A 26,553-nucleotide genomic window follows, 5' to 3' on the forward strand; every position below is an offset into this window, starting at 1 on the left:
GCGGTAGTGCGGGGGTATGCCGCAAGCAGCACATGGATGTGCTGCGCTCGCGCGTTGGAGCAGGACGCGGAACCGCGCGATGCGGCATACCCCCGTACTGCCGCGGCTCCGTCCGAAGCTGGCCACTCAGAGGCACACTCGCCAGGCGCTCGCAGCGCGATGCGACAAGGAAGCTGGCGAGTCGCGACGTGACCGGACGGATGTCGGCACCTGCCCCTCTCCCCTGCCCCTCTCCCGGTGGGAGAGGGGAATGGCACCGCCGCGTGGCATCCTATTGCGATGGCCCGCCTGTCCGACGCGTTCATCGACGACCTGCTCGCACGCACCGACATCGTCGAGATCGTCGGATCGCGCGTGCCGCTGAAGCGCAAGGGCCGCGAGTACAGCGCACCGTGCCCCTTCCACGACGAGCGCACCCCCTCGTTCTACGTCTCCCCGACCAAGCAGTTCTACCACTGCTTCGGCTGCGGCGCCCACGGCACCGCCATCAGCTTCCTGATGAACTACGACCGCCTCGAGTTCCTCGACGCCGTCGAAGAACTCGCCCGCCGCGCCGGCATCGAAGTTCCCAAGGAGACCCGCCAGAACAACCAGGACAGCGACCTCCGCGACCAGTACGCCGCACTCGAGGCCGCCGCCAGGCTGTTCCAGCGCCAGCTGGCCGACAGCCCCCGTGCCCGCGCCTACCTCGACGGCCGCGGCGTCGACGCCGACAACCGCGCCAGATTCGCCATCGGCTACGCCGCCGACGGCTACTCCACGCTCAAGCACGCCCTCGGCACCGACGAACGCCGCCTCAAGCTGCTCGAGCGTACCGGCATGCTCTCGAAGAACGAGCGCGGCCACGTCTACGACAAGTTCCGCGACCGGATCATGTTCCCGATCCACGACCGCCGCGGACGCGTGATCGCCTTCGGCGGCCGCGTGCTCGACAAGGACGCCAGCCCCAAGTACCTCAACTCGCCCGAGACCGCCCTGTTCCACAAGGGCCGCGAACTGTACGGCCTGTGGCAGGCCCGCCAGGCCAACCAGAAGCTCGAACGCCTGATCGTGGTCGAGGGCTACATGGACGTGGTCGCCCTGTTCCAGCACGGCATCACCCAGGCCGTGGCCACGCTCGGCACCGCCACCACCGCCGACCACGCCGAACTGCTGTTCCGCAACGCCCCCGACGTCTACTTCTGCTTCGACGGCGACGCCGCCGGCCGCCGCGCCGGCTGGCGCGCGGTCGAATCGGTGCTGCCGCGGATGAAGGACGGCCGCCAGGCCTTCTTCCTGTTCCTGCCCGAAGGCGAGGACCCGGACACCATCGTCCGCCAGGAGGGCGCCGCAGGCTTCGACGCCCGCCTCGCCCAGGCCACGCCGCTGTCGCAGTTCTTCTTCGAGGAACTGGGCCGCGACATCAACCGCAACACCATCGACGGCCGCGCCCGCCTGGCCGAACGCGCGCGCCCGCTGCTGGCGCAGCTGCCGGACGGTGCCTTCGCCGACCTGATGCGCCAGGAACTGCAGCGCCAGACCGGCGTGGACACCGCGCGGCCCGCGCCCGCGCCCGAACCGGTGCGTGCGCCGCCGCGACGCGGCGCCTCGACGCCGGCGCCGAAGCGCAGCCTGGTGCGCAGCGCCATCGCCCTGCTGCTGCAGAAACCCTCGCTGGGCGCGCAGGTAGAACGGCCGTACCGCTTCGCCGACCTGCGCCAGCCCGGCATCCCGCTGCTGCTGGAGATCCTCGACATCGTCGCCCAGCGCCCGGAGATCAGCACCGGCGCCCTGCTCGAACACTTCGTCGAGCACGAACAGGGCGAGGCCCTGCGCCGCCTCGCCGCGCAGGCGCTGCCGGGCGAGGAAGCGGTGTGGGCGCATGAACTGCACGACGCGATCGCCCAGCTCGAACGCCAGACCCTGCAGCAGCGCATCGACGAACTGCAGCAGAAGGCCCGCGCCCAGGGCCTGGACGAAACCGACAAGTACGAACTGCGGATGCTGCTGCAGGTGCTCGCCGGCCGCGCCTGAGCGCGGCGTGGCGCCGGCCCGTTCTCCGCGCGGGCCTCGCCAGTCCCCGTGCTAGGATGGCCGCTCGAAGGGGAGTAGTCCTCCGTGCTGTCGCCGTCATGACGGGCCTTGCGGCCCCGGTGCAGCAGCGGGCCCGAAGGGCCCGTGGACGAGACCTTCGCCGCCCCGCGGCGAAGGTGCGTCCGGTCTCTTCGATGCCGATGCAGATTCGCCGTGGCCCTGGAATCACCGGAGCCCCCCATGCATTGTCCCGCCTGCAAGACCACGATCCTGGCCATGACCGAACGCCAGGGCATCGAGATCGACTACTGCCCCCAGTGCCGCGGCATCTGGCTGGACCGTGGCGAGCTGGACCGCCTGCTCGCCCGCGTCGAGGCCGACGTGGCGCCGACGCCGGCCCATGCCGGGTTCCGCAGCGCGCCACCTCCGCCCCGCCATGACGGCCACCGGCACGGCCAAGGCTACGGCGGCCATGGCTACGACACCCGCAAGCGCAAGCCCAAATCCCTGCTGGGCGAGCTGTTCGACTTCTAGGCCGGCACCGCCGCTACCCCACCGATGCCGCCTGCACGCCGCCGGTGGCACCCTCTCCTCGCACTCCCACCTGACGCCCCCACATGGACGCCTTCCTCAATCCCGAAATCTGGATCGCCCTGGCCACTCTCACCGCGCTGGAACTGGTGCTGGGCATCGACAACATCATCTTCATCTCGATCCTGGCCAGCCGCCTGCCGCCGGAGCAGCGCAACAAGGCCCGCCGCCTGGGCATCGCCGCCGCGGCGATCACCCGCCTGGGCCTGCTGTTCACCATCTCCTGGATCATCGGCCTGACCAAGCCTTTGTTCGCGCTGTTCGACCATCCGTTCTCGTGGCGCGACCTGATCCTGATCGGCGGCGGCCTGTTCCTGATCGCCAAGGCCACCCACGAGATCCACCAGAAGATCGAGGGCGCCGGCGGCGGCGGCGCGCCCAGTCCCAAGCGCATGGCCAGTTCCTTCGGCGGCGTGATCGTCCAGATCATGATCCTGGACATCGTGTTCTCGCTGGACTCGATCATCACCGCGGTCGGCATGGTCGACGAGCGCTGGGTGATGGTGGCCGCGATCCTGATCTCGATCGCCTTCATGATCGGCTTCGCCGGTCCGATCGGCGACTTCGTCGAGCGCCATCCCACGGTCAAGGTGCTGGCGCTGAGCTTCCTGATCATGATCGGCCTGGTGCTGATCGCCGACGGCTTCGGCCAGCACATCCCGAAGGGCTACATCTACGCGGCGATGGCGTTCTCGGTGTTCGTCGAGCTGATCAACCTGTGGATCCGGCGGCGCGAGCAGCGCGCCGCCCTGAGGCAGGACGCGCGCTGAGTCACGCGGCGCCGCTTGCCGGCCGTGGACCGCGCGACCAGAATCGCGCGGTCCACCCCCGGAGGAAGCCATGATGCGTATCCGCACTGCCGCACTGTCCCTGCTGGCCGTCGCCCTGGCCACCACGCTGGTCGCCTGCGACCGCCAGGACCCGAGCGCAGGCAACGCCGCGCCCGCCACCGAAGCGACGGCCGAAGCTGCCGCCCCAGCTACCGCGAGCGATACCGTCCACGCCTTCGCCATCGGCTCGCTGCAGGCCACCGCGCTGCGCGACGGCACCCTGTCGGTGCCCAACGACAACGCCGTGTTCGGCGTCGGCCGCACGCCGGAGGAAGTGGCCGAAGTGCTGGCCGCGGCCGGCCAGCCCACCGACGTCCTGCACCTGGGCGTGCAGCCGCTGCTGGTGCGCACGGGCGACCGCGTGCTGCTGTTCGACACCGGCGCCGGCCGCAACATGGGCGACGGCGCCGGCAAGCTGGGCGAGTCGCTGGCCGCCGCCGGCGTGGCCCCCGGCGAGGTCACCGACATCTTCATCTCGCATGCCCATGGCGACCACGTCGGGGGCCTGGTCGATGCGCAGGGCGCGCTGGCGTTCCCGAACGCCACCGTGCGCATGACCGCGCAGGAGTGGGACGACCTGCGTACGCGCGGCACGGCCGAGGGCGCCGATCCGGTGCAGGCTGCGCTGGTGGCCGCGATCACGCCGAAGGTGGAAACCTTCGCCGCCGGCGCGGAACTGGTGCCGGGCGTGGTGCAGGCGGTCGAGGCGACCGGCCACACCGTCGGCCATGCCGCCTACCGGATCACCAGCGGCAGCGACAGCCTGCTCTACGTGGGCGACTCGATGCACCACCACGTCATCTCGGTGCAGCGGCCGGAATGGACCATCGCCTTCGACCGCGATGCCGACGCCGGCCGCGAACGCCGCCAGGCCCTGCTCGGCCAGCTCGCCGACAGCGGCGAGCGCGTGTACGCCGTGCATTTCCCGTTCCCGGGGCTGGGCCACATCGAGCGGCAGGGCGACGGGCTGGTCTGGGCCGCGGAGTGACCGGATGCGGACGTGCGCCACGGCGCACGTCCGCTGCCCCGCCGCGGCAGGCGCCGCCGATCAGGCGGCCGGCAGCAGCAGCGGCAACCAGTGGTCGACCAGCAGGAAGGCGAACAGCGCCATCAGGTAGACCACCGAGTACTTGAACACCCGCATCGCGAACAGCTCGTCCGGCGGATCGAGCAGGCGCCACGCGTACCACAGGAACACGCTGCCCAGCACCAGCGCGCCGCCCAGGTAGAAGAACCCGCTCATGCCGAAGATCACCGGCAGCAGGCTCACCTGCAGCAGCAGCACCGTGTAGAACAGGATCTGCCAGCGCGTGTAGGTGACGCCGTGGGTGACCGGCAGCATCGGGATCAGCGCGCGCGCGTAGTCCTCGCGACGGAAGATCGCCAGCGCCCAGAAGTGCGGCGGCGTCCACACGAAGATGATCAGCACCAGCAGCAGCGCGTACTGCCAGTCCCACGGCCCTTCCAGGTTGGTGACCGCGGCCCAGCCCAGCAGCGGCGGCGCGGCGCCGGCGACGCCGCCGATCACGATGTTCTGCGGCGTGGCGCGCTTGAGGAAGCCGGTGTAGACCACCGCGTAGCCGATCAGCGAGGCGAAGGTGAGCAGCGCGGTGACGGTGTTCACCAGCAGCACCAGGATCGCCATCGAGACCACGCCCAGCACCACTGCGAACACCAGCACCTGCAGCGGGTTGAGCGCGCCGGTGGCCAGCGGGCGGTGCGAGGTGCGCGCCATCACCCGGTCGATGCGCTGGTCGATCAGGTGGTTGATCGCCGCGGCCGAGGACGCGGCCAGCCAGATGCCGAGCAGGCCGAACACGCTCTCGCGCAGCGGCGGCAGCCCGGGCACGGCCAGGAACATGCCGACCAGGGCGGTGAATACCAGCAGCGCGACCACGCGCGGCTTGGTCAGCTCCAGGTACTCGCGCCAGACGGGGACGGGTGCGGGGCTCATGCGACCGGCTCGGGTTCCTTCAGCCGCGCCAGCAGGGTCACCAGCACCGCCAGCAGCGCCAGCGCGCCGGCGTTGTGCAGCACCGCCACCGGCAGCGGCAGGGCCAGCTTGACGTTGAGCACGCCCAGCGCGACCTGGGCCAGGACCAGCACCGCCAGCAGCGCCCCCCAGCCGCGCATGCCCGGCAGGCGGAACAGGCGCACGGCCAGCACCAGCATGTACAGCAGCACGACCACCGCCATCATCCGGTGCGCCATCTGGATCGCGATCCGGGAGGCGCCGTCGAGCACGCCCCCTTCGTAGTCCACGCCGATCCCGCGCCACAGCACGAAGCCTTCGCGGAAATCGGTCGGCGGCCACCACTGGCCGACGCACTTCGGGAAATCGAGGTAGTGGTGCTGCGCCGTGGTCCAGCCACCGCCGCCGCAGGCCAGCGCCGCGTAGTTGGCGCTGGTCCAGCCGCCCAGCGCGATCTGCACGCCCAGCACCACCAGCCCGGCGACCAGCCAGCGCCGCAACACGCGCGCGTCGGCCAGCACGATCGGCAGGTGGGTGGCGCGCCACGCCATCCACAGCAGCAGCGAGAACGTGGTCAGGCCGCCGAGCAGGTGCCCCATCACCACGATCGGCTTCAGCAGCAGGGTCACGGTCCACTTGCCCAGCAGCGCCTGGAACACGATCACCGCCAGGGTCAGCACCGCGGCGCGGGCCAGGTCGATGTTCGACCAGCGCATCGCCGCCAGCAGCAGCACCGCCTCGCCGGCACCGGCCAGGGCAAAGGCCAGGCCGATCTGTCCGTACATGTAGGCCGGGATCGCCGCGGCGACCAGCAGCGAGGCCCCGACGATCACGCCCATGCCGAAGCGGCGGCGGCGCGCGGCCAGCAGCGCCAGCAGCAGCACCAGCACGCCCAGCGACGCGGCCAGGTGGCGGTGCACCTGTTCGCGCCAGGCCTTGGTGGTGTCGAACTGGCGGATCTCGCTGGCCGCGTGGGCGGCCGCGTCCTGCGGCGCCGACGGCCAGGTGGCGCGTCCATAGCAGGTCGGCCAGTCGGGGCAGCTGAGGCCGGCATCGGACAGGCGCACGAAGGCGCCGAACACGACCACGCAGGCGGTCAGCGCCACCGCCAGCCAGGCGAAGCGGTGGAAGTGGCGGGCCAGCGCGGGGCGGGACAGGGGTTTCATCGGCGCACGGGCCTCACTTCAGCTTCAACAGGCGGGCCACGTCGGTGCGCAGCCCGGACGGATCGGCGTGCGGCGCATAGCGCAACACGACGAAGCCGTTGGGATCGATCACGTACAGCGGAATGCCGGCCGGGTCGTCGGCGCGCGGCAGCGCGGCGCGTACGGCAGGATCGTCCAGCAGCGGGCGCAGCTCCGGCGGCAAGGAGACGCCATCCGGCGTCGCCCCCAGCCACAGCACCTCGACGCGGTCGGCATTGTGGCCGAACAGCTTCCACACCTTGTCCAGCTCCGCCAGCAGCTGCGTGCACTCGTCGGCGCATCCAGCCGGCGGCGCGGCGAGGATGCGCCAGGTGCGCGCGGCCGGGTCCCAGTCGTAGCGGCGGCCGTCGGCGTGCAGCAGCGGGACCTCGCGCAGGTCGGCCGGCGGCTGCAGCAGCTCGCCGTGGTTCTTCAGCCCCGCCGGCATCCAGCCGCTCAGGCGCAGCAGGCCGGCGCCGAAGGCCGAACCGAAGAACAGCACGAACAGGGCGATCAGCATCAGTCGCCCGCGGCGGAGTCGGGCTGCGTCGGTTGCAGGTACGGTCATGGGCCGGATTTTCGCACGTTGTGCGGCGAGGCCGCCCGCGCGGCCCGCCTGCGTTGGCGCAGGCTCAGCAGCGTGGCGATCGCCAGCACCGCCAGCGCCAGGGCGAACCACTGCACCGCATAGCCGAGATGGCGCTCCGGCGGCAGCGTGTTGGGGAGCAGGTCGAGGTCGCGCGCATAGCCCACCGGCAGGTCCGGATCCAGGCGCAGCAACCGCGGCGCCAGCGCCGGCAGGCCCAGCGCGGCGGCCACCGCTCCAGGATCGAGGGCGACCAGCAGCAGCGTGCCGTCGGCCTGCTTCTCGATCGCCGGCGCGGCCAGGCCCGGTGACGGCGGCGGCAGCAGCAGGCCGGAAACGCGTTCCAGCGGCGGCGCGGGCACGTCGGGCAGGCGCCGGTCGCCGGGCAGCGGCAACCAGCCCAGCTCGACCAGCACCGGCAGCGCGCCATCGGCCTTAGGCTGGAACACGCGGTAGGCGCGCACCCCGGCGCGTCCATCGCGGTTCTGGTTGTCCAGCAGCACCGCCGGCAGCGGCGCGAAGCTGCCATCGCCGGCGGCCCAGTCGTAGGCGCGCACGCGCGAGGTCTCGCCAGCCAGCGCCAGCGGCTGCTCGCGGCGCTGTTCCAGCACCTGCGCCGACGCGTCCAGCAGCGCCTGCTTGGCATGCATGCGCTGCAGCTGCCACAGGCCCAGCGAGGCGCAGCCCGCGGCCACGGCCAGCGCCAGCAGCCAGCCGGCCCACAGCGGCAGGTGGCGCGCGCTCACGACGCCGGGCCCCGCGCCTGCGATAATGCGCGGCATTCTTCCTGCCACGCCGAGGCCCGTGCCGTGAACGATTCGCTCAAGACCCTGCTGATCGTCGCGTTCCTGCTGGTCATCCTCTGGAACCTCGGCAGCGCCCTGTATTACCTGCTGGTCGACCGCGGCCAGAGCAAGCGCACGGTCAACGCGCTCACCCGCCGCATCGGCTTCTCGGTGGCGCTGATCCTGCTGGTGATCCTCGGCATCTGGACCGGGGTGATCACCCCGCACGGCATCGGTGGCTGAGGCGCGCGCTGCGCGCGCGCCGTGACCGGTAATCCGTGATTCGTGGTTGGAAAGAGCAAGGGCGCCGGTCCGGCGCCCCTGTTCCATGATCCGCTTCTGCTTCCGCTGCTAGCGAATCACCAATCCCGAATCACCCATCACGGCTCTCAAAGCACGTAGACGAACAGGAACAGCCCCAGCCAGACCACGTCGACGAAGTGCCAGTACCACGCCGCCGCCTCGAAGCCGAAGTGGCTGTCCGGGGTGAAGTGGCCCTTCAGCGCGCGGAACCACATCACCGCCAGCATGATCGTGCCCAGCAGCACGTGCGCGCCGTGGAAACCGGTGAGCATGAAGAAGGTCGAACCGTAGATGCCCGAACCCAGGGTCAGGTTCAGCTCCTTGTAGGCGTGGATGTATTCCTCGGCCTGGAAGGTGAGGAACAGCAGGCCCAGCAGCACGGTGATGCCCAGCCACAGCAGTACCTGGCCGCGGCGCGCCGCCTTCAGCGCGTGGTGGGCGATAGTCAGGGTCACGCCCGAGGTCAGCAGGATCAGGGTGTTGACCAGCGGCAGGCCCCAGGCCGGGATGGTCTGGAACTGGCCGCCGACCTGGCCGGGACCGGCGGTGGGCCACGCGGCGGAGTAGCCGTCCCACAGCAGCGCGTTGGTCATCGCGCCGTCGCCCTCGCCGCCCAGCCACGGCAGCGCGAACTGGCGGGCATAGAACAGCGCGCCGAAGAACGCGCCGAAGAACATCACCTCGGAGAAGATGAACCAGATCATCCCCATCCGGAACGAGACGTCGACCTGGCGGTTGTAGTGGCCGGCCAGCGATTCGCGCACCACGGCGCTGAACCAGTAGAACAGCACCGCGACCATCATCGCCAGGCCGAGGAAGAACACCCAGCGGCCCCAGGACACGTCGTTGAGCCAGTTGGCCACGCCCACCATCAGGGTGAACAGCGAGATCGAGGCCAGGATCGGCGCCTTGCTCTGCGCCGGTACGAAGTAGTGGTCCGTCTGCGGTTGGGCCATGGTGGTGTTTCCGTGCTCGTCAGGGCGCCGCGTGCGGCGGGTGGGTGGCCTGCGCCGCGCCGAGTCGCGCGGTCAGTTCCTCGTTCTTGAAGAAGGTATACGACAGGGTGATGGTGCTGACGTCGGCCGGCAGGTCCGGATCGACGATGAAGCGCACAGGCATCTCGCGCGTCTCGCCCGCCTGCAGGGTCTGCGCGGTGAAGCAGAAGCACTCGGTCTTGGTGAAGTAGCCGGAGGCGCGCGCCGGCGCCACCGACGGGGTGGCGCTGCCGACGATGGCGCGGTCGCCGTCGTTGCGCGCCACGTACATCGCCTCGTTGAGCTCGCCGGGCACGACCTGCATGGTCAGCTGCTCCGGCTCGAACGCCCACGGCAGCTTCGAGTTCACGCCGCCGTCGAACTGCACGGTCACCGTGCGCGCCTTGCGCGCCTCGCCGGCGGCCTGCGCGCGCACCTGGCCGGGCCCCTGCTCCAGGCGGATGCCGAACACCTTCTCGCAGGCGATGCGGTACAGCGGCACCAGCGAGAAGGTGAAGGCGAACGCGGCCAGGGCCACGCCGGCCAGCTTCAGCCAGCCCGCGCTGCGCTTCGCCGGGGCCTGCGGGCCGCTCATGCGCCCAGCACGCCCGAGAGGATGAAGGCCACGTAGATCGCCAGCGCGATCGCGCCCAGCACCAGCGCGGTCCGCACCGCGCCCTTGCGGCGGCGTTCCGTGTCCTGGTTGTGGCCGTTGCCTGCGTTCATGCGGTACTTCCGGTTGCGCGGGGCGCCTTCAAGCCGGCGCCCCGGCGGTGCTGCCTCAGTGGCTCACGTCGCCGTGGGCCAGGTCGCCGTCCTTGATGACCGGCGGGGTCGAGAAGGTGTGGTGCGGCGCCGGCGACGGCACGGTCCACTCCAGGCCGCGGGCGCTTTCCCACGAGCGCGCGTCGGCCCTGGCGCCGTTGCGCAGCGAGTGGAACAGGATCGCCGCCATCATGAACGGGGTGACGAACATGCCGAACGCGCCGATCGAGCTGACCAGGTTCCAGTCCGCGAACACCACGTTGTAGTCCGGGATGCGGCGCGGCATGCCGGCCAGGCCCAGGAAGTGCTGCGGGAAGAACAGCAGGTTCACGAACACCACCGACCACCAGAAGTGGAACTTGGCGGCGGCCTGGCTGTACATGCGGCCGGTCCACTTCGGCCACCAGTAATAGACCGCGGCGATCAGCGCGAACACCGCGCCGGTCACCAGCACGTAGTGGAAGTGCGCCACCACGAAGTAGGTGTCGTGGTACTGGAAGTCGGCCGGGACGATCGCCAGCATCAGGCCGGAGAAGCCGCCGATGGTGAACAGGATCACGAAGGCCACCGACCACAGCATCGGCGCCTCGAAGGTCAGCGAGCCCTTCCACATCGTGGAGACCCAGTTGAACACCTTCACGCCGGTCGGCACCGCGATCAGCATGGTGGCGAACATGAAGTAGATCTCGCCGCCCAGCGGCATGCCCACCGTGAACATGTGGTGGGCCCACACGATGAACGACAGGAACGCGATCGAGGCGGTCGCGTAGACCATCGCCTGGTAGCCGAACAGCGGCTTGCGGCTGAAGGTCGGGATGATCTCGCTGACCACGCCGAAGGCGGGCAGGATCATGATGTAGACCTCGGGATGGCCGAAGAACCAGAAGATGTGCTGGTACATCACCGGGTCGCCGCCGCCGGCCGCGTTGAAGAACGAGGTGGCGAAGAACTTGTCGGTCAGCAGCATGGTCACCGCGCCGGCCAGCACCGGCATCACCGCGATCAGCAGGAAGGCGGTGATCAGCCAGGTCCAGCAGAAGATCGGCATCTTCAGCAGGTCGATGCCCGGCGCGCGCATGTTCAGCACGGTGGCGATGATGTTGATCGAGCCCATGATCGAGCTGACGCCCATCATGTGGATGGCGAAGATCGTGAACGCGACGTTGTAGCCGCCCTGCAGCGACAGCGGCGGGTACAGGGTCCAGCCGCCGGCCGGGGCGCCGCCCGGCAGGAACAGGGTGACCAGCAGCAGCGCGAAGGCGAACGGCATGATCCAGAAGGACCAGTTGTTCATGCGCGGCAGCGCCATGTCCGGCGCGCCGACCTGCAGCGGGATCATCCAGTTGGCCAGGCCGACGAAGGCCGGCATCACGCCGCCGAAGATCATGACCAGCGCGTGCACGGTGGTCATCTGGTTGAAGAACTCGGGGCTGACGTGCTGCAGGCCCGGCTGCATCAGCTCGAGGCGGATGACCACGCTCATCGCCGCGCCGATGATGAACATCACGAAGGAGAACAGCAGGTACAGCGTGCCGATGTCCTTGTGGTTGGTCGAGAAGAACCAGCGCTCGACGAACCCCTGCTTGTGGCCGTGGTGGTCGTCGTGGTGCTCGGCGGCGGAATGGGCCATGGCGTTGCTACCTCTGGAATGCGTTTGCGTGGCGGCCGCGGCGCGGCCGTTGCGTGTACGGATCAGGCCTGGCCGGCGTCCTGCGGCGCCGCTTCGGGCGCGGCATCGGCGGCCGGGGCCTCGCTGGCCGGGGCGTCGGCGGGAGCCGCGTCGCCTTCAGCGGCTTCGGCCGGCGCAGCGGCGGCCGGCTTCTTCGAGGCCAGCCAGCGGGCGAAGTCCTCCTTGGAGACGGCTTCCACCACGATCGGCATGAAGGCGTGGTCCTTGCCGCACAGCTCGGCGCACTGGCCGCGGTACACGCCCGGCGTCTTGATCTCGGTCCAGGCCTCGTTGATCAGGCCCGGGATCGCGTCCTGCTTCCAGCCCAGCGCCGGCACCCACCAGGCGTGGATGACGTCGTCGGAGGTGATGACGAAGCGGACCTTGGTGTCCACCGGCAGGACCAGGCGGTTGTCCACGTCCAGCAGGTAGTGCGGGTTCTTCTCGAAGTCCGGGCGCTCGCCGCTCTGGCGGATGCGGTCGGATTCGCGGTCGAGGCGGCTGGTGAACTCCACGCCCTCGCCCAGGTATTCGTACTTCCACATCCACTGGTAGCCGGTGACCTTGACGGTCATGGCCGCGTCGCGGGTGTCGTACATGGCGATCAGCTTGGCCGTGGCCGGCCACGCCATCGCGATCAGGATCAGCACCGGGATCACCGTCCAGATGATCTCGGCGGTGGTGTTGTGGGCGAACTGCGCCGCCACCGCACCCTTGGACTTGCGGAACCGGACCATGGCCACGGCCATGGCGCCGAACACCAGCACGCCGATGATCACGCAGACCCACAGCGCGATCATGTGCGCCTCGTAGGCGTTCTGCGAGGAAGCGGTGACGCCGCGTCCCATGTTCAGCTGCCAGCGGTGCGGGTCCGCCGACTGGGCCCAGGCCAGCACCGGCGCCGCCAGGAGCGCGCCCGCCGCCATCAACCGCTTCCACCATCCCTTCGCTTGCATCATTGCCTAGACCCTGGTTGCGTCATCGGTTGCGGCCGGTCGGCGGCCGCCAGGAATTCCTTCAAGCACCCCACCAGCTGGGAGCGTTCGGCCGGGCCCAGGAAAGCGCCCACCTCCACCCGCCTGCCGCTGGACGACAGCATCACCCTGCCGTCGTCCCCCTCCACCCGCATCCGTACCCAGTGGGGATGGGCACGGAAGACGGACTCGGCCCCGCGACGGACTTCCACCGCCCCCGGACCGATGGCGATGTCCTCGCCACGTTCCCCGCTGCGCCACAGCCAGCGCAGCGCCAGCGCGACCCCTGCGCTGTGCAGCAGGGCGAAGACCGGGGCGAACACGTTGCCGGCGAGCCAGCCCAGGCCAGCCACCAGCCACATCGCGCCCGCCAGGGCGGCGAACAACGCCCTGAACTGCGCGGCCGTCAGGGCCCGCGGCGGGCGCAACCGCAGCTGCGCACCGGCACCGCCGGCCCCCGTCGGGACCACCTCGATCATGTCGCCCACCGCCGCAAGCCGGCTGCGGAAAACATCAGGATGGTAAGCGTTGAGCACATTCGGCGGCAACTTGCATTGATTCCGCTCAACTCCCGCGGGGGCTGGCGCGGCGCGGGGCGGCGGCCGGGCCCGCTTCCGTGCGGCGCAGCACCAGGGCCGGCCACGGCCGTGGCACACCTTTAAGATGTCCACGCCCCGGTCGCCCGACCCTGCCCCCGCCGCACCTGCCTGCCGTGAGCCCCGCCCCCCTCAACGTGGACGCCGCCGAGGTCGAGGCGCTGTTCGATTCGATCCCCGATGTCCTGTTCTTCATCAAGGACCGCGAGGGCCGCTACACCCACGTCAACGCCACCATGCTGCGGCGGCTGGGCCTGCGTTCGCGCCGGGAGATCATCGGCCGCCGCGCCAGCGAGGTTTACCCAAGCGGCATGGGCGCCACCTACGGCCTGCAGGACCAGCAGGTGCTGGGCGGGGCGGTGATCGACAACCTGCTGGAGCTGCACCTGTTCTCCGACCGCGAGCCGGGCTGGTGCCTGACCTGCAAGCGCCCGCTGCGGATCGGCGGCGAGGTCGCCGGCCTGATCGGCATCTCCCGCGACCTGGCCAGCCGCGAGGGCCTGGAGGACGACTACCGCTCCCTGCGCGAGGCGCTGGTGCACATGAACCGGAACTACGCCGGCAACGTGCGGGTGCAGGACCTGCAGGCGATCACCGGCTTCTCCGCCTCCAAGCTCGAACGCACCTTCCACAAGGTGTTCCAGCTGTCGCCGCTGCAGCTGCTGACCCGGATCCGGATCCAGGCGGCGATGCACCGCCTGCACGGCCCCGGCAGCATCGCCAGCATCGCCCAGGCCTGCGGCTTCGGCGACCAGAGCGCCTTCACCCGCCGCTTCGTCGCCCTGGTCGGGATGACCCCCAGCGAGTACCGCGCCCTGCGCCAGGGCTGAACCCGCGGCCGGCTTGTGCCGCGGCAGGCACGGTCCGCGCCGGAATCGGTCAAGCCAGCCGGCGCGGGCGCACGCGATCATGTCGCGCCCCCGGCCCCGCCCGTTCACGCCCGCCCCATGCGGCGGCGCGACACTGGCCGTGGCCGGCGTCCGCATCCCTGCCGAGCGACACGATGAACGCCACTCCTTCCTCCTTCCCGAGCGCGCACGGACACGGCCCGCTCCGCGTCGTGGGCGCGCCGCCCGTGTTCGACGCCCCGCCCGCGCCGCCTTCGCCGCCGCGGGCGGCGATCACCGCCGCCTGGCTGCGCGACGAGGCCACCCACGTGCGCGAACTGCTCGAGCAGGCGCGCCTGGAGCCGCAGCGCCAGGCCGAGGTCGACGCGCTGGCCGCCGACCTGGTCCGCCGGGTCCGCGCCCGCGTCCATGACCAGGGCGCGATCGAGGCCTTCATGCGCCAGTACGACCTCGGCAGCGAGGAAGGCGTGCTGCTGATGTGCGTGGCCGAGGCGCTGCTGCGCATTCCCGACCAGGACACCGCCGACAGGCTGATCCGCGACAAGCTCGGCGACGCCGACTGGGAGAAGCACCTGGGCCAGAGCGAATCGGTGCTGGTCAACGCCTCGACCTGGGGCCTGATGCTCACCGGCAAGCTGGTCAACCTCAACGACATGACCCGCCACGACGTGCCCGGGGCGTTCAAGCGCCTGGTCGGCCGCGTCGGCGAGCCGGTGGTGCGCCTGGCCGTGCGCCAGGCGATGCGGATCATGGGCCACCAGTTCGTCATGGGCCGGACCATCGGCGAGGCGCTGGCGCGCTCGAAGAAGGGCGACAACGCCAGCTACCGCTACTCGTTCGACATGCTCGGCGAGGGCGCGCTGACCATGAAGGACGCCCGGCGCTACCTGCAGGCGTACCGCGACGCGATCCACGCCATCGGCCGCAGCGGCAACTACGTCGGCTCGGACGTGTTCGCCGCGCCGAGCATCTCGATCAAGCTGTCGGCGCTGTTCCCGCGCTACGAGCACGCCAAGCGCGAGCGGGTGATGGCCGAGCTGGCGCCCGCGGTGCTGGAGCTGGCGCAGCTGGCCCGCTCCTACGGCATCGGCTACACCGTCGACGCCGAGGAAAGCGAGCGCCTGGAGCTGTCGCTGGACATCATCGAGGCCACCTACTCGCACCCGACCCTGGTCGGCTGGGAAGGCTACGGCCTGGCGGTGCAGGCCTACCAGAAGCGCGCGCCGTTCGTGATCGACTTCCTCGCCGGGCTGGCCCGCCGCGTCGGCCGCCGCATCCCGGTGCGCCTGGTCAAGGGCGCGTACTGGGACGCGGAGATCAAGCGCGCCCAGGTCGAAGGCCTGCCGGGCTACCCGGTGTTCACCCGCAAGCAGAACACCGACGTGTCCTACCTGGCCACGGCGAAGCGGATGTTCGCCAACAGCGACGCGATCTACCCGATGTTCGCCACCCACAACGCGCAGACCATCGCCGCGATCCGTGCCATCGCCGAAGGCCGCCCGTACGAGCACCAGAAGCTGCACGGCATGGGCGACGACCTCTACGCCGAAGTGGTGCCGGCCGACCGCCTGGGCGTGCCGTGCCGCGTGTACGCCCCGGTCGGCAGCCACGAGGACCTGCTGCCGTACCTGGTGCGGCGCCTGCTCGAGAACGGCGCCAACTCCAGCTTCGTCAACCGCATCACCGACGAGGACGTCCCGGTCGCCGACCTGGTCCAGGACCCGGTGGCCGCCGTCTCCGGCTTCGAATCGATCCCGCATCCGCGCATCCCGCTGCCGCGCGACCTCTACACCCAGCAAGGCTTCGACAGGAACAACTCCATGGGCGCCAACCTCGCCGACGACCTCGAACTGAAGGCCCTGGCCGCGCGCCTGGGCGAGCACGCCGGCGCGTACAGCGCCGGACCGCTGGTGCCCGGCGCGATCGCCGACGGCGATTCGCTGCCGGTGACCAGCCCGGCCGACCGCCGCCAGGTCGTCGGCCACTGGCAGCCGGCCGACGCGGCCACCGTGCAGCGCGCGCTGGCCAATGCCGCCGCCGCGCAGCCGGCCTGGGACCGCACCCCGGCCGCCAGCCGCGCCGCGATCCTCGAGCACGCCGCCGACCTGCTCGAGCAGCGCATGGCGCAGTTCATGGCCCTGTGCGTGCGCGAGGCCGGCAAGACCCTGCCCGACTCGGTCGCCGAAGTGCGCGAGGCGGTCGACTTCCTGCGCTACTACGCCGGCCAGGCGCGACGCCAGTTCGGCGCGCCGGAACACCTGCCCGGCCCGACCGGCGAATCCAACGAGCTGCGCCTGCAGGGCCGCGGCGTGTTCGTCTGCATCAGCCCGTGGAACTTCCCGCTGGCGATCTTCCTCGGCCAGGTGGCCGCGGCGCTGGCCGCCGGCAACAGCGTCATCGCCAAGCCGGCCGAACAGACCAACCTGGTCGGCCACGCCGCGGTGAAGCTGCTGCACGAAGCCGGCGTGCCGACCGATGTGCTGCAGTTCGTGCCCGGCGACGGCGCCACCGTCGGCGCCGCGCTGACCGCCGATGCGCGGGTGGCCGGCGTGGCCTTCACCGGTTCGACCGAGACCGCGCGCGCGATCAACCGCGCCCTGGCCGCGCGCGAGGAAGCGCCGATCGCGGTGTTGATCGCCGAGACCGGCGGGCAGAACGCGCTGATCGCCGACTCCTCGGCCCTGCCCGAGCAGCTGGTCAAGGACGCCATCGCCAGCGCCTTCACCTCCGCCGGCCAGCGCTGCTCGGCCGCGCGCGTGCTGTTCGTGCAGGAGGACATCGCCGACAAGGTGGTGACCATGCTCGCCGGCGCCATGGCCGAGCTGAAGGTCGGCGACCCGGGCCTGCTGTCCACCGACGTCGGCCCGGTGATCGACGAGGACGCGCGCGCGCTGCTGGAAGCGCACGCGAAGCGGATGGACACCGAGGCCAGGCTGATCGCCATCGCCCCGTCCGACGCGGCACTGGAGCACGGCACCTTCTTCCTGCCGCGCGCCTACGAACTGCAGTCGCTGTCGCAGCTGCAGCGCGAGGTGTTCGGCCCGGTCCTGCACGTGGTCCGCTGGAAGGCCGACCAGCTCGACGCGGTGATCGACCAGATCAACGCCACCGGCTACGGCCTGACCCTGGGCATCCACTCGCGCATCGACGAGACCGTCGAGCGGATCGCCTCGCGGGCGAAGGTCGGCAACATCTACGTCAACCGCAACCAGATCGGCGCGGTGGTCGGGGTGCAGCCGTTCGGCGGCCAGGGCCTGTCGGGCACCGGCCCCAAGGCCGGCGGCCCGCACTACCTGCTGCGCTTCGCCACCGAGAAGACGGTGACGGTCAACACCACCGCCGCCGGCGGCAACGCCTCGCTGCTGACCCTGGGCGACTGACGCCCGCGCAGGGGCGGCCATCCGCGCCGCCCCGCTGCCCCGGCCCCGCCAGCCCGTCTGGCGGGCGCCGCGCTCCCCCTCCCCGTCCTGCCCCCTTGGCCGCGGCGCCCCCGGATGCCGGCCGCGCCGGTTCCGCCCCTGGCCGCGCGCGGCCGCTGTTGGCCGCTATAGTCGTTGTGGCACCGCAGTGCGCTGCCCCGGGGAGGCGGATGACCACCGACTTCTACAACCTGCTGCTGGCCAACTGTGCCCTGGCGTTCATCCTGCTGGGCCTGTTCTGGTACGTGTCGCGCGTGTCGCGCGGCGTGCGCGGCATCGCCTCGTGGGGCGTGGGCCACTTCTTCTATTCGCTCGGCGCGGCGATGCTCGACGGCACCGCCCAGCAGCTCGAGCGCGCCGGCGCCACCGCCGCGACCGCGCCCGTGGCTGCCCTGGGCGGCATGTTCGCCTGCGGTGGCCTGGCAGTGCTAGCCGGCTCGGTGATCAAGTTCGTGCAGCAGCGGGAGCAGACCCGCACCGAATGGCTGCTGGTCCCGGCGCTGGCCGCGCTGTCGCTGCTGGCCTGGCTGGCCGGCGACGCGATCGATGGCCAGGGCGCGGCGATGAGCCTGGCCGAACTGGTCCTGCTCGGCGTGATGCTGTGGCAGCTGCGCCACCTCGACGTCCCGCCGCTGCGCGTGCCGGCGCGGCTGATGGTGGTCGGTGCCGCGGTGCTGGCCTGGCTGTACGCGCGCGACCTGCTGCAGGCGCTGACCGGCCAGTACGGCCCCAACGAAGCCTGGGTCAACGTCGACCTGTCGCTGTGGTACCTGATCAACTTCTGCATGCTGATGCTGGCCAGCTTCCGCGCCGCCGAATCGTTGCGGCAGACCGCGATGCTCGACCCGCTCACCGGCACGCTCAACCGCCGCGGCCTGTTCGCCCGCCTCGACCCCGACCTCGAGCGGCTCACCCGCGAAGCGCACCTGGCGGTGATCGCGCTGGACCTGGACCGCTTCAAGCGGGTCAACGACCGTTACGGCCACGAGATCGGCGACCTGGTACTGCAGAAGACCAGCGACACCATCCGCGGCCAGACCCGCGAGCACGACGTGTTCGCCCGCACCGGCGGCGAGGAGTTCGTGATCGTGGTGACCGGCCCGGACGCGTGCAACGCCCAGCAGCTGGCCGAACGCATCCGCGTCGCCCTGGCCACCATCCGCCTGGAACCGCCCGCCCCGCCGGTCCGCGTCACCGCCAGCCTCGGCGTGTCGCTGTGCAACCGGCCGATGTCCCTGTCGATGCTGATGCGCGCCGCCGACGAGGCCCTCTACACCGCCAAGCGCGCCGGCCGCGACTGCGTGGTCACCCACACCCTGTAGCCCGGACAAGGCCAAAGGCCGCATCCGGGTTCCAGCCCCCTCTTCTCCCTGGAGTGAGGCCGCGGGCAGGGCGCGAAGCGGGGATCGGGAGAGGGTCGACATTCCGATGCCGCTGGCACCGGACCCTCNCCCCCAGCCCCTCTCCCGGGGGGAGAGGGGAGAAAAGAGCGAAGCCACGAACTCAACGTGCCCGAAGACGCGGTAGCGCGGGGGNATGCCGCAAGCGGCACATGGATGTGCCGCGTTCGCGCGTTGGAGCAGGACGCGGAACCGCGCGATGCGGCATACCCCCGTGCTGCCGCGGCTCCGTCCGAAGCCCGCGCAACCCAACGCTGTGCTGTTGCGTTTGCTTGCTGTTGGCGCAGCCGAGTGGCACCCGTGCAATCGGGCATCACCGCTCACGCGACCGGAAACGCTAGCGGGGTTCCGACCCTCACCCCTGGCCCCTCTCCCGGGGGGAGAGGGGTAAGGAAATCAGCCTGCGATGAGGCGGACGCGCGCGAAGTTGCGCTTGCCGACCTGCAGCACGCCTTCGAAGCCGGGCGCGAATACGCGGGCCGCATCCTCGACGACTTCGCCGTCGATCTTCACCGCGCGCTCCTTGAGCTTGCGGTTGGCCTCCGAATTGGACGGCGTGATGCCGGCGGCCGTGAGCAGCGCCGCGATGCGCAGGCCCTCGGCCGGGACCGCCACGTCCTGCAGCGGCAGCAGCGAGGTGTCGCCCTGGCCGGTGACGGCCGCGTGCCAGCCGGCGATCGCCGTTTCCGCCGCGGCCGCGTCGTGGAAGCGCGTGGCCAGCTCGCGCGCCAGGCGCAGTTTGATGTCGCGCGGGTTGAGGCCGGCGGCCACCTCCCCGCGCAGCTTGCGCGCCTCCTCGGCGGAGATCTCGAAGCTCAGCAGCTCGATCCACTTCCACATCAGCCCGTCGCCGATCTTCATCGTCTTGTTGACGATGTCGATCGCCGGCTCGGCGATGCCGATGTAGTTGCCGAGCGACTTGCTCATCTTGTTGACGCCGTCCAGGCCTTCCAGCAGCGGCATGGTCAACACCACCTGCGGCGCCTGCCCGTAGTGCTCCTGCAGGCCACGGCCCATCAGCAGGTTGAACTTCTGGTCGGTGCCGCCCAGCTCCACGTCCGCCTGCAGTGCCACCGAGTCGTAGCCCTGCACCAGCGGGTAGAGGAACTCGTGGATCGCGATCGACTGCTGCGCGGCGAAGCGCTTGGAGAAGTCGTCGCGCTCGAGCATGCGCGCCACGGTGTGCTGGCCGGCCAGCCTGATCATGTCCGCCGCCGACATCTTCCCGAACCACTCGCTATTGAAGCGCACCTCGGTGCGCTCGCGGTCGAGCACCTTGAAGACCTGCTCGGCGTAAGTCTCGGCGTTGGCCAGCACGTCCTCGCGCGACAGCGGCTTGCGGGTCACGTTCTTGCCGGTCGGGTCGCCGATCATCCCGGTGAAGTCGCCGATCAGGAAGATCACCTGGTGCCCCAGGTCCTGGAACTGGCGCATCTTGTTCAGCAGCACCGTATGGCCCAGGTGCAGGTCCGGCGCCGTCGGGTCGAAGCCCGCCTTGACCCGCAGTGGGCGACCCAGCTTCAGCCGCGCCTCCAGATCCTCGCGCTTGAGGATCTCATCGGCGCCGCGGCCGATGAGGGCGAGGGATTCTTCGACGGACTTCTCGGAAAACACGGGGACTCCAGACGGTGGGGCGATGACAAACTTGAATGGAATGTTACGTGCGGGTTAACCGGAAGGCCAGATGAAAGTCCAGCACCATCAATGGTTTGACGCACTAGTTTGAGGTGTCTATTTTACCCGCCAGTGGGCCGCACCCCGGGGTCCCGTGAAGGAAGTCAAGCATGCCCCTCACCGACCACGGCCGCGTCCGCAAGCAGCAGTTCCACGACCGCCTCGGCATCCTTCACCACCGGACCCTCCACCGCAAGCTGAAAGAGCGGTTCCCCGTCGCCTTCAACCAGCGCTGGACCCGCCGCCACTGGCTCCACGCCAGCCTGTTCGCCACCCTCGGCGCCCTGCTGGCCACCATCGTCCCCGGTTTCTCCTCGCAGCTCGAACCCGCCTCGCAGGTCAGCGCGGTGCTGCCGCTGCAGCTGCCGCCGCTGACCGTGCGCGCCCCGACCGGCGAAGGCGCCGACCATTTCTGGGAAGTGGTGGAGATCGAGCGCGGCCAGACCCTGGGCCAGGTGTTCGAGACCATGGGCATCCCGGTGGCGACCATGCACCGGATCCTCGAGAACCCGGCCAACCGCGAGGCCCTGACCCGCCTGCGCCCGGGCGCCGAGCTGGGCTTCGCCCTGGACGGCGAAGGCGGCCTGCGCGGCTTCCGCTTCGACCGCGGCCCGACCCAGCGCGTGGAACTGGACCTGCGCGGCGACAGCATCCGCGAGAAGGTGCTCGAGCGCGCCACCACCACCCGCGTGGCCGTGGCCAGCGCCGAGATCGACCGCTCGCTGTATGCCTCGGCGGTGAAGGCCGGGCTCAGCCCCGCCGCGATCGCGGTGATGACCGACGAGATCTTCCGCTACGACATCGACTTCAAGGACGTGCAGCCGGGCGACCGCTTCAGCGCCGTGGTCGAGGAGACCTGGCGCGACGGCGAGCGGATCGGCACCGGCCGCATCCTCGCCGCCAGCTTCACCACCGGCAGCAAGACCTATACCGGCTTCCGCTTCGAGCGCAACGGCAAGGCCGAGTACTTCACCGCCGACGGCCGGCCGCTGAAGAAGAGCTTCATCCGCATGCCGATCCCGTACGCGCGCCTGAGCTCGAAGTTCGGCGCCCGCCACCACCCGGTGCTGGGCAAGATGCGCATGCACAAGGGCGTCGACTACGCCGCCGGCACCGGCACCCCGATCATGGCCGCCGGCGACGCCAAGGTGCAGTTCGTCGGCCAGCAGCGCGGCTACGGCAACGTCGTCATCCTCGACCATGGCCGCGGCCACACCACGCTGTACGCGCACATGTCGCGCTTCGGCAAGATCCGCCAGGGCCAGCAGGTCTCGCAGGGCACGGTGATCGGCTACGTCGGTTCCACCGGCCTGGCCACCGGCCCGCACCTGCACTACGAATTCCGGGTCAACGGCCAGCACCGCAACCCGCTGTCGGTGACCATGCCGCCACCGGAGCCGCTGAAGGGCGCCGACCTGGCCGCGTTCAAGGCCGCCACCGCGCCGGCGCTGGCGCGCATGGAATCGATGGAAGCGCTGCTGTACGCCAGGGCCGACGTGCCGGCGAAGAAGGAAAAGCGCGGCTGAGCCGCGCCACGCGCCGGGCGCGATGCGACCGGCGTGAGCGTCCCGGGTGCGCTGCACTTGCCCGGGCCATGACCGCAACGCTCGACATGCCACCGGCGCGTCCGCACTCGACGTGACACGTCCGAGGTGCGCCGCGCCGGCCCGGGCTACGATGTGCGCATGCCACGCCTCTTCCTCGGACTGATCTCCGGCACCAGCGCCGACGGCATCGACGCCGCGCTGGTCGAATTCCCCGATACTCCCGACGCCGCCGGCCTGCGCCTGGTGGCCGGCCGCACCACGCCGTGGGCGCCGGGACTGCGCGCGCGCCTGGTCGCGCTGGGCCAGGGCGGCGAACCGGAATCGCTGGACGAGCTGGGCCGGCTGGACGTGCAGGTGGCCGCCGCCTTCGCCGACGCCGCGCTGGGCCTGCTCGATGCCGCCGGCGTCGCCCCGGCGCAGGTCGCCGCGATCGGATCGCACGGCCAGACCATCCGCCACCGCCCGCACGGCGATGCGCCGTTCACCATGCAGATCGGCGACGGCAGCGTGATCGCCGAACGCACCGGCATCGCCACGGTGGCCGACTTCCGCCGCCGCGACGTCGCCGCCGGCGGCCATGGCGCGCCGCTGGTGCCGGCCTTCCATGCCGCGCTGCTGCATTCGGCGCAGGAAGACCGCGCCGTGCTCAACCTCGGCGGAATCGGCAACTACACCCTGCTGCCGCGCATCGGCGAAGTGCGCGGCTTCGACACCGGCCCGGCCAACGCCCTGCTCGATGCCTGGTGCCAGCGCCACACCGGCGCGGCCTTCGACGCCGGCGGCGCGTTCGCCGCCAGCGGCACGGTCGATGCGGCGCTGCTGGAACGGCTGCTGGACGATCCCTGGTTCGCGTTGCCGCCGCCGAAGAGCACCGGCCGCGAGCAGTTCCAACTTGAATGGGTGGAAGCGCGCCTGCTGGGCGACGAAGCGCCGGCCGACGTACAGGCCACGTTGCTGGAACTGAGCGCGGCCACCGCCGCCGATGCGCTGCTGGCGCAGCAGCCGGCCACGGCGCGGGTGATCGCCTGCGGCGGCGGCGTGCGCAATCCGCGCCTGCTCGAACGCATCGCCGCGCGCCTGCCGGGCGTGGCGATCGAGGACACCGCCGCCTACGGGCTGGACCCGGACTTCGTCGAGGCGATGGCCTTCGCCTGGCTGGCGCGCGAGACCCTCGCCGGCCGCCCCGGCAACCTGCCGGCGGTCACCGGCGCGCACGGCCCGCGCGTGCTGGGCGTGGTGCATCCGGCCTGAGCCGCGACACCCGGCCGTAATCCCGAATCCCGAATCCCGAATCCCGAATAAAAACCGCCACCGGACCCGCATGGGGCCCGGTGGATTGCTGCGGTCGGGTGGGCCGGCGCCTTACAGCCCGCTGCCGCCGAACTGGCGCGTGTACTGCAGGTTGATCGTGCGGCCCACCGAGTCGAACCAGGAGATGTCGTAGTACGGATACGCCGTGTAGGTCGGATCCTTCGGCGGCATCTTGTTGGCCAGGTTGGTGACGACCAGGCTCAGGCGCGAGTGGTCGTTGAAGCGGAACTGCACCGAGGCGTTGTAGCGGTAGGTCGCCGGGATCCACGGACCCGGGTCGCCGTCCTCCCACACCTGGTCGTACGACCAGCCGTTCGGCAGCCGGCCCAGGCGCGAGCCGTACAGCGTCACCGTCCACGGGCCGCGATCCCAGCCGATGCTGGCGTTGCTCTTGGTCCGCGGGATGTCGAAACCGCTGTTGGTGGCGAACTGGTCCTCGACCGGATCGCCCGGGAACTGCTGGAAGTCGTGCTCCTTCACCCAGGTGTGGTTGAAGGTCAGGGTGAAGCGGCCGATGCCGGTCTCCAGGCGGTAGCGCGCGACCACGTCGACGCCGCGGGTGCGCTCGCGGGCGACGTTGATCGGCGCCACCGAGATCCCGTACAGGCTGCCGTTGGCGCTGCGGGTGACGCGGGCCAGCGCGTCGACGCAGGTCGGCGAGCTCGCGGGCAGCTCGCCGAGCCGGCAGGCGGCCTCGTCGCGCAGGATCGCGTCGACGCTCATGTCCTGCACCTGGTCGCGCATGTCGATGTCGAACCAGTCGGCCGACAGGTCCAGGCTTTCCAGCGGCGACCAGACGAAGCCGGCGGTCCAGGAGGTGCTGGTCTCCGGATCCAGGTCGCGGTTGCCGGCGCGGGTGCGGATCAGTCCCTCGCTGTAGTCGGAGCAGTCGTCGGCCTGGTCGAGCAGGCAGTTGTAGTAGTCGTTGCCCGAGGTCTCGTCGTTGCCGATGCCGGCGTAGACGTAGTGCAGGTCCGGCGCGCGGAACGCGGTGCCGTAGGAACCGCGCACCAGCAGGCTCTCCAGCGGACGCCACTCCAGGCCGGTGCTCCAGGTGGCCTTGCCGATGCTGTTGCCGGAGTAGCGGTACTGGTCGTAGCGACCGGCCAGGCTCCAGCTCAGCGAGTCCAGCAGCGGCATGCGCAGCTCGGCCGCGCCGGCCCAGCGGTTGCGGCTGCCGTGGCCGTCGGAGTCCTTCCAGCTGTAGTAGTAGTACTGCGTCGCCAGCGGATCGGGATTGAGGTCGTAGCTCTGGTGGCCGTACTCGACCGTGGCGGCGAAGCCGGCGTCGCCGCCGGGCAGCGCGAACAGGTCGGCAGTGCTCACCGTCGCCGCCAGCGTCGCGGTCTCCGACTGCGGGTGGTAGACGGTGCGCGCGGCGATGCTGTCGTACTCGGCGCGGCTGAGCGGCCGGTACAGGCGCGACGGATCGGCGTTGAAGATGGGGAAGCCGTCGTCGTCCACGCCCAGCTGCGGGCCGAGGAACAGGTCGTTGGCGCGCGCGGCGACGATCTGCGGCCAGCTGATCCGCGCCTTGTACTGCGAGTAGCTCAGCGAGGCCTCGTAGTCCCAGTCGGCGGCGAAGCTGCCCTGGAAGCCGGTGGTCAGGCCGAAGGTCTTCTGCGTGGTTTCGACCATGCCGCGGTCCAGCCCGCCCATTTCCTCCGGCGAGAACTGGCGCTGCCAGTACTCCACCTGGCCGGTGGCCGCGTTGTAGAAGTAGCCCTCCTCGTTGCCGTCCGGCGCCATGTAGCTCCACGAGGACACGTCGCGGAACAGCTCGACCTGGTGGTGGCCGGCCTGCACGTCGGCGAACCACAGGTGGCCGTTGCCGAAGTCGTAGTTCAGCGAGGCGTAGCCGTTCACGCCGCGGCGCTTGCTGAGGATGGTGCCGTAGCCGATCGACTCGTCGCTGCCGCAGTAGTAGCCGTAGCGCGGGCGGTAGGCATGGTAGGTGGTGCCGCCGTTCTGCCCCGACAACGCGTCGCAGGTGGCCTGGCCCGGGTCGATGTAGTCGTCCCACCAGTCGGTGCGCAGGTAAGCGCGGCGGGCGATCCGCGAATTGGCGGTGGGGCCGTCCTTGGTCGAATCCTGGATATCGCGCTCGTAGGCCCACAGCGGGGTCTGCGACTGGATGTCGATGCTGTACACGCCGCTGAAGCCGCCGCGCTCGAAGCCGCTGACCAGGCTGGCGTCGAACGACTCGCCGCCGCCTTCGCTGGTGGTGCCCAGGCGCATGTCGACGGTGGTCCCGTCGGCCTTCTTCTTGAGGATGAAGTTGACCACGCCGGAGATCGCGTCCGAACCGTAGATAGCCGAGGCGCTGCCGGTGAGCACCTCGACGCGGTCGATCATCGCGATCGGGATGCTGGAGATGTCGGTGAAGTTGCTGCGGCCCTTGAACGGCATCGGGAAGTCGGCGATGCGGCGGCCGTTGACCAGCACCAGGGTGTGGTTCGGGCCGAGGCCGCGCAGGTCGACCTGCTGCGCGCCCGGCGAGAAGTCGGCGCCGCTGGCCGACTGCTGGCTCTGGGTCTCGCCGCCGTTCTGGGTCATCGCGCGCAGCACGTCCGGCACCGAGGTGAAGCCGTTGGCGCGGATCTCCTCGGCGGTGACCACGCTGATCGGCGCCGGGCCTTCGATCTGCGCGCGCGGGATGCGCGAACCGGTCACCGTGATCGTGTCGATCTGGACCACCGGCTCCGCGGCCGGGGCGCTGCCGCCGGCGCCGTCCTGCGGCTGCGGCGCCGGGGCGCGGCGACGCGCCGGCGCATCGGCGCGCGCCACCAGCACCGCGCCGCTGGCGTCGCGGCGGGCGCTGAAGCCGCTGCCCTGCAGCAGCTGCTGCAGCGCCTGGTCGGTGTCCGCCGCGCCCTGCACCCCGGCGGTCTGCCGGCCGCGCAGCTCGTCGGCCCGGTACACGAGCTGGGTATCGGACTGGCGCGCCAGCGCGTTGAGCGCGGCGGCCAGGTCGCCGGCCGGCACGTTGATCGGGCCGGCCGCCTCGGCGGCCTGCGCCGCCAGCGCGGCGGAGCAGGCCAGGGTCAACAACAGGACACGCGACGGATGACGCATCGACTCTCTCTCCCGGTGCCGGGACGGCACCCTCTGC

At 70.8% G+C, this 26,553-nt stretch carries 22 protein-coding genes; 10 read left to right on the top strand and 12 right to left on the bottom strand.

The window, feature by feature from the left end; genetic code table 11:
- Positions 1-279 precede the first annotated feature (279 nt).
- The 4 genes from dnaG (at position 280) to M503_RS0106725 (ending at position 4,422) form a co-directional block, all read left to right on the top strand.
- Positions 280-2,013 (top strand): DNA primase, encoded by a 1,734-nt coding sequence (dnaG, locus tag M503_RS0106710; protein WP_028919586.1) that lies wholly within the window; start codon positions 280-282, stop codon positions 2,011-2,013.
- A gap of 240 nt (positions 2,014-2,253) precedes the next feature.
- Complete coding sequence (locus tag M503_RS0106715; protein ID WP_028919585.1) at positions 2,254-2,547, top strand: zf-TFIIB domain-containing protein; 294 nt, start codon at positions 2,254-2,256, stop codon at positions 2,545-2,547.
- An 83-nt stretch (positions 2,548-2,630) separates the two neighbouring features.
- Positions 2,631-3,374 carry a TerC family protein gene (locus tag M503_RS0106720; protein ID WP_028919584.1) on the top strand — a complete coding sequence of 248 codons (744 nt, stop codon included), beginning with the start codon at positions 2,631-2,633 and terminating at the stop codon, positions 3,372-3,374.
- Between the two features lie 73 nt (positions 3,375-3,447).
- Positions 3,448-4,422, top strand: coding sequence for an MBL fold metallo-hydrolase (locus M503_RS0106725; RefSeq protein ID WP_231472336.1), 975 nt, complete (start codon positions 3,448-3,450; stop codon positions 4,420-4,422).
- A gap of 60 nt (positions 4,423-4,482) precedes the next feature.
- On the opposite strand, the gene M503_RS0106730 is transcribed toward M503_RS0106725, so the two are convergent.
- From M503_RS0106730 to M503_RS0106745, 4 genes are read right to left on the bottom strand one after another with little or no spacing between them, the layout of a single operon-like run.
- Positions 4,483-5,388 carry a heme o synthase gene (locus M503_RS0106730; protein WP_028919582.1) on the bottom strand — a complete coding sequence of 302 codons (906 nt, stop codon included), beginning with the start codon at positions 5,386-5,388 and terminating at the stop codon, positions 4,483-4,485.
- A complete protein-coding gene (locus M503_RS0106735) occupies positions 5,385-6,572 on the bottom strand; it encodes a COX15/CtaA family protein (RefSeq protein ID WP_028919581.1) in 1,188 nt (395 codons plus the stop codon). The genes M503_RS0106730 and M503_RS0106735 overlap by 4 nt, the downstream gene beginning before the upstream one ends.
- A 13-nt stretch (positions 6,573-6,585) precedes the next feature.
- On the bottom strand, positions 6,586-7,158 hold the full coding sequence (locus M503_RS0106740) for a hypothetical protein (RefSeq protein ID WP_028919580.1): 573 nt from the start codon (positions 7,156-7,158) through the stop codon (positions 6,586-6,588).
- Positions 7,155-7,922, bottom strand: a complete 768-nt coding sequence (locus M503_RS0106745) for an SURF1 family protein (protein WP_028928156.1) — start codon at positions 7,920-7,922, stop codon at positions 7,155-7,157. Before M503_RS0106745 ends, M503_RS0106740 begins: the two co-directional genes overlap by 4 nt.
- A 63-nt stretch (positions 7,923-7,985) precedes the next feature.
- Here M503_RS0106745 and M503_RS0106750 point away from each other — a divergent pair, with 63 nt between their 5' ends.
- Complete coding sequence (locus M503_RS0106750) at positions 7,986-8,204, top strand: twin transmembrane helix small protein (protein ID WP_024870334.1); 219 nt, start codon at positions 7,986-7,988, stop codon at positions 8,202-8,204.
- Between the two features lie 146 nt (positions 8,205-8,350).
- On the opposite strand, the gene M503_RS0106755 is transcribed toward M503_RS0106750, so the two are convergent.
- The 6 genes from M503_RS0106755 to M503_RS15865 all read right to left on the bottom strand — a co-directional run bounded on the left by M503_RS0106755 (position 8,351) and on the right by M503_RS15865 (position 13,125).
- Positions 8,351-9,220, bottom strand: a complete 870-nt coding sequence (locus M503_RS0106755; RefSeq protein WP_028919579.1) for a cytochrome c oxidase subunit 3 — start codon at positions 9,218-9,220, stop codon at positions 8,351-8,353.
- Between the two features lie 19 nt (positions 9,221-9,239).
- Positions 9,240-9,833 (bottom strand): cytochrome c oxidase assembly protein, encoded by a 594-nt coding sequence (locus M503_RS0106760; protein WP_028919578.1) that lies wholly within the window; start codon positions 9,831-9,833, stop codon positions 9,240-9,242.
- Positions 9,830-9,964 carry a hypothetical protein gene (locus tag M503_RS17895; protein ID WP_255326755.1) on the bottom strand — a complete coding sequence of 45 codons (135 nt, stop codon included), beginning with the start codon at positions 9,962-9,964 and terminating at the stop codon, positions 9,830-9,832. The genes M503_RS0106760 and M503_RS17895 overlap by 4 nt, the downstream gene beginning before the upstream one ends.
- Positions 9,965-10,019: 55 nt before the next feature.
- A complete protein-coding gene (ctaD, locus tag M503_RS0106770) occupies positions 10,020-11,633 on the bottom strand; it encodes a cytochrome c oxidase subunit I (protein WP_028919577.1) in 1,614 nt (537 codons plus the stop codon).
- 62 nt (positions 11,634-11,695) lie between these two features.
- Entirely contained in the window at positions 11,696-12,631 is a 936-nt protein-coding gene (gene coxB, locus M503_RS0106775; RefSeq protein WP_028919576.1) for a cytochrome c oxidase subunit II, read from the bottom strand.
- Entirely contained in the window at positions 12,628-13,125 is a 498-nt protein-coding gene (locus M503_RS15865) for a DUF2244 domain-containing protein (RefSeq protein WP_024870339.1), read from the bottom strand. Before M503_RS15865 ends, coxB begins: the two co-directional genes overlap by 4 nt.
- Before the next feature lie 233 nt (positions 13,126-13,358).
- Between M503_RS15865 and M503_RS0106785 the strand changes: the two genes are divergently transcribed.
- The 3 genes from M503_RS0106785 (at position 13,359) to M503_RS16805 (ending at position 18,831) form a co-directional block, all read left to right on the top strand.
- Positions 13,359-14,072 (top strand): helix-turn-helix transcriptional regulator, encoded by a 714-nt coding sequence (locus tag M503_RS0106785; protein WP_024870340.1) that lies wholly within the window; start codon positions 13,359-13,361, stop codon positions 14,070-14,072.
- A gap of 173 nt (positions 14,073-14,245) precedes the next feature.
- On the top strand, positions 14,246-17,470 hold the full coding sequence (putA, locus tag M503_RS0106790; RefSeq protein ID WP_028919575.1) for a bifunctional proline dehydrogenase/L-glutamate gamma-semialdehyde dehydrogenase PutA: 3,225 nt from the start codon (positions 14,246-14,248) through the stop codon (positions 17,468-17,470).
- A gap of 209 nt (positions 17,471-17,679) precedes the next feature.
- Positions 17,680-18,831, top strand: a complete 1,152-nt coding sequence (locus tag M503_RS16805; protein ID WP_051414350.1) for a GGDEF domain-containing protein — start codon at positions 17,680-17,682, stop codon at positions 18,829-18,831.
- Between the two features lie 474 nt (positions 18,832-19,305).
- On the opposite strand, the gene tyrS is transcribed toward M503_RS16805, so the two are convergent.
- Positions 19,306-20,523, bottom strand: coding sequence for a tyrosine--tRNA ligase (tyrS, locus tag M503_RS0106800; protein ID WP_028919574.1), 1,218 nt, complete (start codon positions 20,521-20,523; stop codon positions 19,306-19,308).
- Between the two features lie 170 nt (positions 20,524-20,693).
- Here tyrS and M503_RS0106805 point away from each other — a divergent pair, with 170 nt between their 5' ends.
- Both M503_RS0106805 and M503_RS0106810 read left to right on the top strand, forming a co-directional pair.
- Positions 20,694-22,109, top strand: a complete 1,416-nt coding sequence (locus M503_RS0106805; protein ID WP_028919573.1) for a M23 family metallopeptidase — start codon at positions 20,694-20,696, stop codon at positions 22,107-22,109.
- Positions 22,110-22,268: 159 nt separating this feature from the next.
- A complete protein-coding gene (locus M503_RS0106810) occupies positions 22,269-23,381 on the top strand; it encodes an anhydro-N-acetylmuramic acid kinase (protein ID WP_028919572.1) in 1,113 nt (370 codons plus the stop codon).
- 111 nt (positions 23,382-23,492) lie between these two features.
- On the opposite strand, the gene M503_RS0106815 is transcribed toward M503_RS0106810, so the two are convergent.
- Positions 23,493-26,516 (bottom strand): TonB-dependent receptor, encoded by a 3,024-nt coding sequence (locus M503_RS0106815; protein WP_028919571.1) that lies wholly within the window; start codon positions 26,514-26,516, stop codon positions 23,493-23,495.
- Positions 26,517-26,553 lie beyond the last annotated feature (37 nt).

The sequence above is a fragment of the Pseudoxanthomonas suwonensis J47 genome, from assembly GCF_000513955.1.
Lineage (GTDB): Bacteria > Pseudomonadota > Gammaproteobacteria > Xanthomonadales > Xanthomonadaceae > Pseudoxanthomonas > Pseudoxanthomonas suwonensis_C.

Bases quoted from the DNA above. Each gene is read 5' to 3' on its own strand.
- dnaG (WP_028919586.1), top strand. From the start codon at position 280: ATGGCCCGCCTGTCCGACGCGTTCATCGACGACCTGCTCGCACGCACC.
- M503_RS0106715 (WP_028919585.1), top strand. From the start codon at position 2,254: ATGCATTGTCCCGCCTGCAAGACCACGATCCTGGCCATGACCGAACGC.
- M503_RS0106720 (WP_028919584.1), top strand. From the start codon at position 2,631: ATGGACGCCTTCCTCAATCCCGAAATCTGGATCGCCCTGGCCACTCTC.
- M503_RS0106725 (WP_231472336.1), top strand. From the start codon at position 3,448: ATGCGTATCCGCACTGCCGCACTGTCCCTGCTGGCCGTCGCCCTGGCC.
- M503_RS0106730 (WP_028919582.1), bottom strand. From the start codon at position 5,388: ATGAGCCCCGCACCCGTCCCCGTCTGGCGCGAGTACCTGGAGCTGACC.
- M503_RS0106735 (WP_028919581.1), bottom strand. From the start codon at position 6,572: ATGAAACCCCTGTCCCGCCCCGCGCTGGCCCGCCACTTCCACCGCTTC.
- M503_RS0106740 (WP_028919580.1), bottom strand. From the start codon at position 7,158: ATGACCGTACCTGCAACCGACGCAGCCCGACTCCGCCGCGGGCGACTG.
- M503_RS0106755 (WP_028919579.1), bottom strand. From the start codon at position 9,220: ATGGCCCAACCGCAGACGGACCACTACTTCGTACCGGCGCAGAGCAAG.
- M503_RS0106760 (WP_028919578.1), bottom strand. From the start codon at position 9,833: ATGAGCGGCCCGCAGGCCCCGGCGAAGCGCAGCGCGGGCTGGCTGAAG.
- M503_RS17895 (WP_255326755.1), bottom strand. From the start codon at position 9,964: ATGAACGCAGGCAACGGCCACAACCAGGACACGGAACGCCGCCGCAAG.
- ctaD (WP_028919577.1), bottom strand. From the start codon at position 11,633: ATGGCCCATTCCGCCGCCGAGCACCACGACGACCACCACGGCCACAAG.
- coxB (WP_028919576.1), bottom strand. From the start codon at position 12,631: ATGATGCAAGCGAAGGGATGGTGGAAGCGGTTGATGGCGGCGGGCGCG.
- M503_RS15865 (WP_024870339.1), bottom strand. From the start codon at position 13,125: ATGATCGAGGTGGTCCCGACGGGGGCCGGCGGTGCCGGTGCGCAGCTG.
- putA (WP_028919575.1), top strand. From the start codon at position 14,246: ATGAACGCCACTCCTTCCTCCTTCCCGAGCGCGCACGGACACGGCCCG.
- M503_RS16805 (WP_051414350.1), top strand. From the start codon at position 17,680: ATGACCACCGACTTCTACAACCTGCTGCTGGCCAACTGTGCCCTGGCG.
- M503_RS0106805 (WP_028919573.1), top strand. From the start codon at position 20,694: ATGCCCCTCACCGACCACGGCCGCGTCCGCAAGCAGCAGTTCCACGAC.
- M503_RS0106810 (WP_028919572.1), top strand. From the start codon at position 22,269: ATGCCACGCCTCTTCCTCGGACTGATCTCCGGCACCAGCGCCGACGGC.
- M503_RS0106815 (WP_028919571.1), bottom strand. From the start codon at position 26,516: ATGCGTCATCCGTCGCGTGTCCTGTTGTTGACCCTGGCCTGCTCCGCC.